This is a genomic window from Escherichia sp. HH26CH (assembly GCF_009820205.1).
Lineage (GTDB): Bacteria > Pseudomonadota > Gammaproteobacteria > Enterobacterales > Enterobacteriaceae > Escherichia > Escherichia coli_F.
The window spans coordinates 60,950-72,416 of record NZ_VNXM01000059.1 but is presented as its reverse complement, the minus strand read 5'-3'; the positions used below and the strand labels follow the sequence as shown (position 1 = coordinate 72,416).

Below are 11,467 nucleotides of genomic sequence, written 5' to 3'. Positions count from 1 at the left end.
GAATGTTCTGAAAATGAAAAACAACACGGAATCCGTATTTTTATAAATTCTATTGATATTAGTGCGTTATATTTTTTGACAAGTTAATAAACGTGATCCACCGCACGCTTTGTCGCCCACCAGGCGGAGCGAATGACTACCCTTAAAGAAAAGCCCGATAATTAGCGACGAATTTCGGAGGTCGGATCCTTATGCTCAATCAGAAAATTCAAAACTCTAATCCAGACGAACTGATGATCGAGGTCGATCTCTGCTATGAACTGGACCCGTATGAATTAAAACTGGATGAGATGATCGAGGCAGAACCAGAACCCGAGATGATTGAAGGGCTGCCCGCCTCTGATGCGCTGACGCCTGCCGATCGCTATCTCGAACTGTTCGAGCATGTTCAGTCGGCGAAAATTTTCCCCGACAGTAAAACCTTTCCCGACTGCGCACCCAAAATGGACCCGCTGGATATTTTAATCCGCTATCGTAAAGTGCGCCGTCATCGTGATTTTGACTTGCGCAAGTTTATTGAAAATCACTTCTGGCTGCCGGAGACCTACTCCAGCGAGTATGTATCGGACCCGCAAAATTCCCTGAAAGAACATATCGACCAGCTGTGGCCGGTGCTTACCCGCGAACCGCAAGATCACATTCCGTGGTCTTCCCTGCTGGCGCTGCCACAGTCTTACATTGTTCCAGGGGGCCGTTTTAGCGAAACCTACTACTGGGATTCCTATTTCACCATGCTGGGGCTGGCGGAAAGTGGTCGGGAAGATTTGCTGAAATGCATGGCCGATAACTTCGCCTGGATGATCGAAAACTATGGTCACATCCCCAACGGCAACCGCACCTATTATTTGAGCCGCTCGCAACCACCGGTTTTTGCGCTGATGGTGGAGTTGTTTGAAGAAGATGGTGTACGCGGCGCGCGCCGCTATCTCGACCATCTGAAAATGGAATATGCCTTCTGGATGGACGGCGCAGAATCGTTGATCCCTAATCAGGCCTATCGCCATGTTGTGCGGATGCCGGACGGATCGCTGCTCAACCGTTACTGGGACGATCGCGACACGCCGCGTGACGAATCCTGGCTTGAAGACGTTGAAACCGCGAAACATTCTGGTCGCCCGCCCAACGAGGTGTACCGTGATTTACGCGCGGGGGCGGCCTCCGGTTGGGATTACTCTTCCCGTTGGCTGCGTGATACCGGTCGTCTGGCGAGCATTCGTACCACCCAGTTCATCCCCATCGATCTGAATGCCTTCCTGTTTAAACTGGAGAGCGCCATCGCCAACATCTCGGCACTGAAAGGCGAGAAAGAGACAGAAGCACTGTTCCGCCAGAAGGCCAGTGCCCGTCGCGATGCGGTAAACCGTTACCTCTGGGATGATGAAAACGGTATCTACCGCGATTACGACTGGCGACGCGAACAACTGGCGCTCTTTTCCGCTGCCGCCATTGTGCCGCTCTATGTCGGTATGGCGAACCATGAACAGGCCGATCGTCTGGCAAACGCCGTGCGCAGTCGGTTACTGACACCTGGCGGGATTCTGGCAAGCGAGTACGAAACCGGTGAACAGTGGGATAAACCTAACGGCTGGGCACCATTACAATGGATGGCGATTCAGGGATTTAAAATGTACGGCGATGACCTTCTGGGTGATGAAATCGCGCGCAGCTGGCTGAAGACGGTGAATCAGTTCTATCTGGAACAGCACAAACTGATTGAGAAATACCATATTGCCGATGGTGTTCCCCGCGAAGGCGGCGGTGGCGAGTATCCGTTGCAGGATGGGTTTGGATGGACTAATGGTGTGGTACGCCGTTTAATTGGTTTGTACGGCGAACCATAATATTTTTACAGCCAGCCGCTAACGTCCTGCTGGCTGTAAAATTATCCTCTTCAGGAGGAGATATTTAACATCATTGCTGCCTGGGTGCGATTTTTCACTTCCAGACGGCGATAGAGTGATTCCAGATGCGCTTTTACTGTTCCGGTACTGATATTCAGCGCCCTGCCGATCTCTTTATTTGATTCGCCCGCCGCTAACATGGTTAAAATTTCCCGCTGGCGGGCGCTTAACGATTTGAGATCTTTAATGTCCTTTTCCGGCGTCGTCCGCCAGTCTCCCGGCAGAAACATCATCCCCATCGCCGCACTATTTACCGCCAACGCAAATGTCTCGACGGTTGAATCACGAGGCACAATGGCCAGCACATTAAAATGGATAACTTCCTGTAACCACCGTTTATTGCAATCCGTCGCCGTAATTAACACCTTAACCTCAGGAAATTGCACCACGGTTTTTTGCAGCAACCAGTAGCAAAACTCACCATCCTGATCGCCATCGAGCATCACTAAGGCTTCAGGGTAACTTTCCAGCTTTTGCCATAACTCGTCTGCCTGACTGGCCCCCTGAATACTCACTCCTGGAATACGTTGCTGTAAACTGATTTTCATTCCATGAATAAATATTGACTGCCTGTCAAACATGACTATTTGCATAACTGAATCTCCACCTGAATACGTTAAAAAGACTTAAGTAGTGGAAGGGTATTACCCGCGAGAAAAAATAAGAATTCGCCATTTGGCGGTGGCCATTCTACAGAGATGACGCGTAGAAAATAGTTACCGATATAAATAGTTACAGCTAAACGCCTGAAATTACATGTCGAGGGCATTATTTAAAACAATTTTGAGGATTTCCTTATATTGATGGCTAGTACGCATGCAATTAAAAATGAAATTCCGCGACCACAAGCCAAAATAACAAACGGCAATGAGACAAAAATAAGCACAAATAGCCAATACGTCCTCTGTTCACTTTAAAGGGAATCGCTGAAAAATACGCTCTGTTTAAGGGGATTCACCGTTCTCATAAAGCTATTCTCCCCTTTTCCTGCTGAGAAATCGCCACATTCGTCATGACAACATTGTGAAACCCGGCATTAGATGTTAGAAAAAACAATAAACAATGCGATATGCGCGTTACTGTTTCGCTGTGAACAACAATCGGTCAAAGAAATGGATAAAATTCACGCAATGCAGTTGTTCATCAAAGTCGCGGAGCTGGAAAGTTTTTCCCGCGCGGCGGATTTCTTTGTTTTGCCAAAGGGAAGTGTTTCGCGCCAGATACAGGCACTGGAACATCAACTTGGCACCCAGCTTCTCCAGCGCACCACGCGGCGGGTCAAACTCACGCCAGAAGGCATGACCTATTATCAACGGGCAAAAGATGTGTTGAGTAATCTCAACGAACTGGACGGCCTGTTTCAACAGGATGCCACCAGTATCAGCGGTAAATTACGCATCGACATCCCACCAGGAATCGCGAAAAGCCTGTTACTGCCGCGTCTGTCGGAATTTCTCTATCTGCATCCGGGAATTGAGCTGGAGCTGAGTAGCCATGACCGTCCGGTAGATATTCTTCATGATGGTTTTGATTGCGTGATACGCACTGGCGCGTTATCGGAAGATGGTGTTATCGCCTGTCCCCTCGGCAAACTGACCATGGTCAACTGTGCCAGTCCGCACTATCTGACGCGCTTTGGTTATCCGCAAAGCCCCAACGATCTGACTTCGCACGCAATAGTGCGTTACACACCGCACCTGGGTGTACATCCGTTAGGTTTTGAGGTTACCAGCGTTAATGGCGTCCAGTGGTTTAAGTCTGGCGGCATGTTGACGGTAAACAGTAGCGAAAACTATCTCGCCGCCGGTCTTGCCGGTCTGGGGATTATTCAGATCCCGCGCATTGCCGTGCGCGAAGCCCTGCGTGCCGGGCGGCTTATTGAAGTATTACCTGGCTACCGTGCCGAGCCGCTCTCCCTTTCGCTGGTTTATCCGCAGCGTCGGGAGCTTTCCCGGCGTGTAAACCTGTTTATGCAGTGGCTGGCTGGCGTAATGAAAGAGTACCTGGACTGACCGACTATACTTTTTAAGAATGATAAAGACAGAAGGATAAAAGAGCGGATGACGCAGGAAAACGAGATTAAACGTCCCACCCAGGATCTGGAGCTCGAGCCGATTAAACCGCTGGATAATAGCGAGAAAGGCGGCAAAGTTAGCCAGGCGCTGGAAACCGTCACCACTACTGCCGAAAAAGTCCAACGCCAACCGATTATTGCGCACCTGATTCGCGCGACTGAACGCTTTAACGATCGGCTGGGGAATCAGTTTGGTGCGGCTATCACCTATTTCTCATTTTTGTCGATGATTCCGATTTTGATGGTGTCGTTTGCCGCCGCTGGTTTCGTTCTGGCCTCCCATCCGATGCTGCTGCAGGATATCTTCGACAAAATTCTGCAAAATATTAGCGATCCGACGCTGGCAGCTACATTGAAAAACACCATCAATACCGCCGTTCAACAGCGTACGACGGTAGGGCTTGTCGGCCTGGCGGTGGCGCTTTATTCCGGCATCAACTGGATGGGTAACCTGCGTGAAGCGATTCGCGCTCAATCGCGCGATGTCTGGGAACGTTCGCCACAGGATCAGGAAAAATTTTGGGTTAAATATCTGCGTGATTTTATTTCGCTGATTGGTTTGTTGATTGCGCTCATTGTGACGCTTTCGATCACCTCGGTTGCCGGTTCGGCGCAGCAAATGATTATTAGCGCCCTGCACCTGAACAGCATTGAGTGGCTGAAACCAACGTGGCGGTTGATTGGCCTGGCGATTTCCATCTTCGCCAACTATCTGCTTTTCTTCTGGATCTTTTGGCGCTTGCCGCGCCACCGTCCGCGCAAAAAAGCCCTGATTCGCGGAACATTTCTGGCTGCGATTGGTTTTGAAGTGATTAAAATCGTGATGACCTACACACTGCCATCGCTGATGAAATCTCCGTCTGGCGCAGCATTTGGCTCCGTGCTGGGACTGATGGCGTTTTTCTACTTCTTCGCTCGTCTGACGCTGTTTTGCGCGGCGTGGATTGCCACCGCCGAATACAAAGACGACCCGAGAATGCCGGGGAAAACGCAGTCTTAAAATATGCCGGATGCAGCGTAACGCCTTATCCGGCATACGAATTTATTCGGCCTGGCTCCCCGTAGGCCGGATAAAATGCGCCAGCATCGCATCCGGCTATCATGCGCACATAACCACTTAAACTCTTCCCCAGAGCCTTTTCTGTCATCTCTTAGGAGCAAACAATTTCATTCCAACTCATTACTCCAGCATATAAATCCAGTTGGTAACTTTTATTTAACCTAAAACCAGTTTTATCCACCATTTATGAAATTATGTGAAGCATTTCATAGAAGAAAAATCACCAGCTTAAACATTATTCCCTTTTTGGCTGATTTTCGACCAACTCCGCGATTTGTTACACATTGAAATATCACTTTTGCTGTGCGTAATATGGCTATTCGTTAGCCAAAAAATAAGAAAAGATTATGCAAGCAACAGCCACAACACTCGAAAATAACCAGGAATTTACGCCGGTAAACTCACGCAATAAAGTTCTGGTTGCCTCACTCATCGGTACAGCCATTGAGTTCTTCGACTTCTATATTTACGCAACGGCAGCCGTTATTGTGTTCCCGCATATCTTCTTCCCACAGGGTGATCCTACGGCAGCAACGCTACAGTCGCTTGCCACCTTCGCCATCGCCTTCGTCGCGCGCCCTATTGGCTCTGCCGTCTTTGGTCATTTTGGCGATCGCGTTGGGCGTAAAGCGACGCTGGTCGCCTCGTTGCTAACGATGGGGATTTCGACCGTGGTGATTGGTCTGCTGCCGGGCTATGCCACGATTGGTATTTTCGCCCCGCTGCTGCTGGCACTGGCTCGATTTGGTCAGGGTCTGGGCTTAGGCGGCGAATGGGGCGGAGCGGCGCTGCTGGCAACCGAGAACGCACCACCGCGCAAACGTGCATTGTACGGCTCCTTCCCGCAGCTGGGCGCACCGATTGGCTTCTTCTTTGCCAACGGCACTTTCTTACTGCTTTCCTGGCTACTGACCGACGAGCAGTTTATGAGCTGGGGTTGGCGCGTGCCGTTTATCTTCTCGGCGGTGCTGGTCATTATCGGCCTGTATGTTCGCGTATCGCTGCATGAGTCGCCGGTGTTTGAGAAAGTCGCTAAAGCGAAAAAACAGGTGAAGATCCCGCTGGGTACGCTGCTGACCAAGCACGTGCGCGTCACAGTGCTCGGCACCTTCATCATGCTGGCGACCTACACGCTGTTTTATATCATGACGGTCTACTCAATGACCTTCAGTACCGCCGCCGCGCCCGTGGGTCTTGGCCTGCCGCGTAACGAAGTATTGTGGATGCTGATGATGGCAGTTATTGGTTTTGGCGTGATGGTGCCAGTCGCCGGACTGCTGGCCGATGCCTTTGGTCGTCGTAAAAGCATGGTAATTATCACCACGCTGATCATCCTGTTCGCGCTGTTCGCCTTTAACCCGCTGCTCGGTTCTGGCAACCCGATTCTGGTTTTTGCCTTCCTGCTGCTGGGGTTAAGTCTGATGGGACTGACCTTCGGGCCGATGGGCGCGCTGTTACCAGAGCTGTTCCCGACAGAAGTGCGTTACACCGGAGCATCGTTCTCTTACAACGTAGCGTCGATTCTCGGGGCTTCCGTTGCACCATATATCGCAGCCTGGTTGCAGACTAACTACGGGTTAGGTGCGGTGGGGTTATATCTGGCGGCGATGGCTGGCTTGACCTTAATCGCCCTGCTGCTGACCCATGAGACGCGACATCAATCGTTGTAATAAGAGTGAAAAGCCTGATGCGCTACGCTTATCAGGCCTGAATTTCCATAAAATATATTGAATTCGCAAGGATTTGTAGGCCGGATAAGGCGTTCACGCCGCATCCGGCAGTTTCCATCACTTCTTCATCTGCGACAAAATCGTCCGACACTGATTAGCCTCCCCTTCGGAAGGAGAGATCAGCGCCAGTAACGCCGCCGCCGGTGTTACCAGCGTTGCCAGTGCCGCCGCAACAGCACCACGGGCAATCAACGGCCCGGCTTTCACCCCAGCCTGCGGATTTTTAAATGTCCCACGCACATACAGCGGCGAACGCAGTGTGATAATGCGAATCCCTTTACTTTCTGGATCGATAGTCAAATCCAGTTGCTCCGAAGCAAAACTTGCCGTGCCGGTAACATTGATCAACGCATTCTCAGTATCAAAAGCAAAAATCTGCGGACGCGCCACACCGTTGGCAATATCCAGATTCGCCGCCGCGCAGTTCACCCGCACCTCATCATCACCAAATATCGCGCCGACAATGTAGTTACCGACATTCAGCCCGACAATCTCCATCAGGTTGCGGCTCACCAGCCCGTCATTCATCAACAGTTTCAGGTTGCCGTTACTGTTGCCTAAAAGCGCCGCCACCGAGTTACCGCTACCGCGTAGTTCCGCGTCACCGTTCATTTCCCCCAGCGTCTTCTGCATCAGTTCTACATCGGGCATCAGTTCTTTCAGTTTCAGCCGACGGGCCTGAATATCAGCCCGCCCTTGCATCGGCTTTTGATCGCCTTCCAGATGAATATTCGCCGCAATGCTGCCTCCCGCCATGCCAAATTTCAGCGGTTGCAGGCGCAGGTCAGCATTTTTGAGAATGATATGGGTAGAGAGATCGCTAATCGGCAAGCTACTACCATGTTCAATGCGCCGACCTTTGAAGCGGACATCGGCATCCATGACGTCCCATTTATCGGTTTCGAAGCGGTCATAAGGCAGCACTTTGCCCGCAGGCTGAACGCTTTTTTCGCCTTTCTTCTGCTCAGACCGTTTCGACTTTTCTGCACCTTTTCCAGAATCAACGCCAATCAATGGCCCTAAATCTGCCAGCCGCAATTGCCGCGATTCGACATCACCTTCCAGTTTTGGCCGTGGCTTGCCGGTGGTGTAGATCAGAGAACCGTGGATATCACTATCGCCAATGCGCCCATTAAAGCCTCGATAATCAAATACCGACGATTTTTCAGTGTCGATTTTCGCGACCAGCCGACCATCGGTTTCAAACGGCGGGGTATCGGGCAGCAGAACGCCCGTCAGTTCATAGAGATCACCCAGCGAATCGCCAGAAAATTTAAGCCGTAAATCGACACCGCCCATCTTCATTGGGTCATTCACGACGCCATCAAAAGCGACGCGAGTATTCCCGGAGCGGAAATCAGCCTGTACCGGAAACGGTGTACCTTCGCCGCGTAGTGCCAGCATACCGCCGATTTTACCTTTGCCCGTGAGCGGTTCACCGTTATAACGTCCCTGCGCCTTCAGACCAAAAACGTAATCGCCCACCTTTTCTTTGTCCGCTTTACCTTTCGATCCAGTAACTTCGCTGAACGGCAGCGGCTTGCCTAACGGATCGACAAAAATTTCCAGATCCGCTTTGCTTACTTTGTCATCAATAGCGATCCGCCCTTGATCGAACAGAATATTATCCAGTCGAAACGACCACGCAGACGGCTTTGCATTCATGTCTTTGTTGTCATCATTGGCGAGATTAAAGGTCCAGTTATTGTTCTTTTCAGAGAGACGAATCAGACGCGCGTCGGGCTTCTCCAGTTTTATCCACGGTAGCCAGACCGTTTTGGTCAGCAACGCCAGCGGGGCCAGCGTCGCTTCTACCCGCGGCAAATGCACCATTGTTACTTCGGGAATATCCGGCGGATTGCCAAGAATGATGTCTTCTGCATGCACATGAGGCCACGGCACCCAGCTGCGCCAGCCGGTTTCTTGTTTTTGCCGCTCCCACACCACGCCCAGATCGCCACGGATAGCGAATGGACGATTCAACTCCGCAGAGACTTTCTGGTTGATGGTCGGTTTGAGTCGATTCCAGTCAAATGTTGCAATCAAAATGATCGCCACGACAATCAACAACAAGAAAGTCCCTGAAATCGCAGCGGTTATTTTGCCTGCCTTGCTCATCATTCGCTTCCTCATATTTCTTCCTGTGCCAGTCCTAAAGATAGTCCAGCCAGGCAGAAAATGAGGCAGCTTATAGCGCCAGAACTGCCGAATTCAGCGTTTCTATCGGTGCCGGGCGTGAAAGAAACCAGCCTTGTGCAGCAAATGCAGGCGAATTTTGTACATCGCGCCACTCTTCCGGCGTTTCTACGCCCTCGACGATCACCCCGCGACAATAGCGATTCATGAGATGTAAAAGCTGAGAAAAGAGTGTGCGTCCTTCCGGCGACTGACGCAGCATCACAAACAGTTCACGGGCGATTTTGATGTAGTCGTAACGTACTTCACTTAGCGCAGAGAAATTCGCCATCCCAGTGCCGAAATCATCCAGCCACAGCGGACCAAATTCACACATCGAGGCAAAGGTTGAGTCTTTTGGCAGGCGGATGTGTTCTACCAGTTCGAAACGCAGCCAGGGAAGATGCTCAATCTGGCGCAGGATTTTTGGTTGCTGACGCAGGGCGATGAGCGTAGGACCATCAATATTGACCGATGCCAGCAGGCCGTGCTCGACAAAGAAGTCGGCATTTTGCGCCAGCAAATCAATCTGCTCTTTCACAACCTCCATCCGATGGCTGACGGTGATTTCAGTAAAATAGCGATCCGGCGGCAGACGTTGTAAAGGGTTCGAGGGATGCGTGACCACCGTTAATAGCTCCACGGCCATTAACCGTCCGCAGGTTTGATAGATCGGCTGCCAGGTGTAAGCACGCTCACACTGCAACCAAAAACGCCGTTCCTGCAAGCTCTCGATGCTTGCTTCAGGGTTGCTTATTCGCTGGATAACCTGCCTTATCATCAAAGATGTCCTGTGTTTAAAAGTGATGCTGCCCGGACTCGACAAAGATTATCGGCGCGCAAGAGCAGAACTTTACCGCCTGACCGGGTTAAATTTCCCCACTCCACAACGGAATCTTTCAGGAATACGTTCTGGCTCAAAAAAATAATGGAACACTGTTTTAATATGGTTGACCAGCAAACCACCACAGCGCAAACTAACGCTAATTTTTTACAGATCAGGTTCACGACTATGTCCAAAAAGATTGCCGTGATTGGCGAATGCATGATTGAGCTTTCCGAGAAAGGCGCGGACGTTAAGCGCGGTTTCGGCGGCGATACCCTGAACACTTCCGTCTATATCGCCCGTCAGGTCGATCCTGCGGCATTAACCGTTCATTACGTGACGGCGCTGGGAACGGACAGTTTTAGTCAGCAGATGCTGGACGCCTGGCACGGCGAGAACGTTGATACTTCCCTGACCCAACGGATGGAAAACCGTCTGCCGGGTCTTTACTACATTGAAACCGACAGCACTGGCGAACGTACGTTCTACTACTGGCGTAACGAAGCCGCCGCCAAATTTTGGCTGGAGAGTGAGCAATCCGCAGCGATTTGTGCAGAGCTGGCGAATTTTGATTATCTCTACCTGAGCGGGATTAGCCTGGCAATCTTAAGCCCGACCAGCCGCGAAAAGCTGCTTTCCCTGCTGCGCGAATGCCGCACTAACGGTGGAAAAGTGATTTTCGACAATAACTACCGTCCGCGCTTGTGGGCCAGCAAAGAAGAGACACAGCAGATGTACCAGCAAATGCTGGAATGCACGGATATCGCCTTCCTGACGCTGGACGACGAAGACGCGCTGTGGGGTCAACAACCGGTGGAAGACGTCATTGCGCGCACCCATAACGCGGGCGTGAAAGAAGTGGTGGTGAAACGCGGGGCGGATTCTTGCCTGGTGTCCATTGCTGGCGAGGGGTTAGTGGATGTTCCGGCGGTGAAACTGCCGAAAGAAAAAGTGATCGATACCACCGCAGCTGGCGACTCTTTCAGTGCCGGTTATCTGGCGGTACGTTTGACGGGCGGCAGTGCGGAAAATGCGGCGAAACGCGGGCACCTGACCGCAAGTACCGTTATTCAGTATCGCGGCGCGATTATCCCGCGTGAGGCGATGCCGGAATAATGGTTTTTGACGGAGAACGGGTAGATATTCGTTCTCCGTTAATCATCTTGCAGGGACGAACCGAGCGGTGCTGATGATTTGAAATAAACTGCTGACGCATATCATTCAAACTACGCGTAAATTTAAGCGGGTTCTCACCTTTAATTTCGACCGTGACGAAGACATTCCCATCCTTGTTAAAGAAGTCAAAATAATAGTCATGTTGATGACGACGATTTGTTTTAAATTGACGAAATGATAAATAGCAGCGGTTATCGTAGGTAATTAAAAAATCATTTTCTCCGTATTCGTTTATCATCTTATTTCTCAGGCTACCATCGAAGAGCACTGCATACTTATCTCTATCAGCAAATAATTCGGCATCCGTTTCTCGGTTGATCGTGTTGACGCTGATACCGAATTCTATTTTTACCTTGTCTTTATCGATATTATTTCTTGTGCTGACATACATATTATTGGCATCCCAGAGCAAGAGAAAATATTTGTTGCAGGAATAAAGACCTGTTAAGCAAAAAATGACTGTTAGCAAGAATAGTATGCGTTTTTTGTTACGCATTTATACTCCTGAAAATGCGTTGAGGTCGC

At 50.6% G+C, this 11,467-nt stretch carries 9 protein-coding genes; 5 read left to right on the top strand and 4 right to left on the bottom strand.

Features of this window, described 5'->3' with window-relative positions:
- Window positions 1–191: 191 nt before the first annotated feature.
- Complete coding sequence (locus FQ015_RS18975) at window positions 192–1,841, top strand: alpha,alpha-trehalase (RefSeq protein ID WP_160524376.1); 1,650 nt, start codon at window positions 192–194, stop codon at window positions 1,839–1,841.
- Between the two features lie 50 nt (window positions 1,842–1,891).
- On the opposite strand, the gene FQ015_RS18970 is transcribed toward FQ015_RS18975, so the two are convergent.
- The gene (locus FQ015_RS18970; protein ID WP_001167676.1) at window positions 1,892–2,494 is read right to left on the bottom strand and encodes a helix-turn-helix transcriptional regulator; all 603 of its coding nucleotides are present in this window, start codon (window positions 2,492–2,494) and stop codon (window positions 1,892–1,894) included.
- A gap of 519 nt (window positions 2,495–3,013) precedes the next feature.
- Here FQ015_RS18970 and FQ015_RS18965 point away from each other — a divergent pair.
- From FQ015_RS18965 to FQ015_RS18955, 3 genes are all read left to right on the top strand, one after another.
- Window positions 3,014–3,913: a LysR family transcriptional regulator gene (locus tag FQ015_RS18965; protein WP_202385138.1), complete on the top strand. Its 900-nt coding sequence runs from the start codon at window positions 3,014–3,016 to the stop codon at window positions 3,911–3,913.
- A 48-nt stretch (window positions 3,914–3,961) separates the two neighbouring features.
- Window positions 3,962–4,975: an inner membrane protein YhjD gene (gene yhjD, locus FQ015_RS18960; protein ID WP_000191271.1), complete on the top strand. Its 1,014-nt coding sequence runs from the start codon at window positions 3,962–3,964 to the stop codon at window positions 4,973–4,975.
- 407 nt (window positions 4,976–5,382) lie between these two features.
- Window positions 5,383–6,705 carry an MFS transporter gene (locus tag FQ015_RS18955; RefSeq protein ID WP_001149025.1) on the top strand — a complete coding sequence of 441 codons (1,323 nt, stop codon included), beginning with the start codon at window positions 5,383–5,385 and terminating at the stop codon, window positions 6,703–6,705.
- 117 nt (window positions 6,706–6,822) lie between these two features.
- Here the strand turns inward: FQ015_RS18955 and FQ015_RS18950 are convergent, their stop codons facing one another.
- Both FQ015_RS18950 and pdeH read right to left on the bottom strand, forming a co-directional pair.
- Window positions 6,823–8,883 (bottom strand): AsmA family protein, encoded by a 2,061-nt coding sequence (locus tag FQ015_RS18950; RefSeq protein WP_160524384.1) that lies wholly within the window; start codon window positions 8,881–8,883, stop codon window positions 6,823–6,825.
- Between the two features lie 70 nt (window positions 8,884–8,953).
- Window positions 8,954–9,721 (bottom strand): cyclic-guanylate-specific phosphodiesterase, encoded by a 768-nt coding sequence (gene pdeH / locus FQ015_RS18945; protein ID WP_160524374.1) that lies wholly within the window; start codon window positions 9,719–9,721, stop codon window positions 8,954–8,956.
- Window positions 9,722–9,952: 231 nt separating this feature from the next.
- On the opposite strand from pdeH, the gene kdgK reads away from it, so the two are divergent.
- A complete protein-coding gene (kdgK, locus tag FQ015_RS18940; protein ID WP_039021892.1) occupies window positions 9,953–10,882 on the top strand; it encodes a 2-dehydro-3-deoxygluconokinase in 930 nt (309 codons plus the stop codon).
- On the opposite strand, the gene FQ015_RS18935 is transcribed toward kdgK, so the two are convergent.
- On the bottom strand, window positions 10,854–11,438 hold the full coding sequence (locus FQ015_RS18935) for a hypothetical protein (RefSeq protein ID WP_160524373.1): 585 nt from the start codon (window positions 11,436–11,438) through the stop codon (window positions 10,854–10,856). The genes kdgK and FQ015_RS18935 overlap by 29 nt on opposite strands.
- Between the last annotated feature and the right edge of the window lie 29 nt (window positions 11,439–11,467).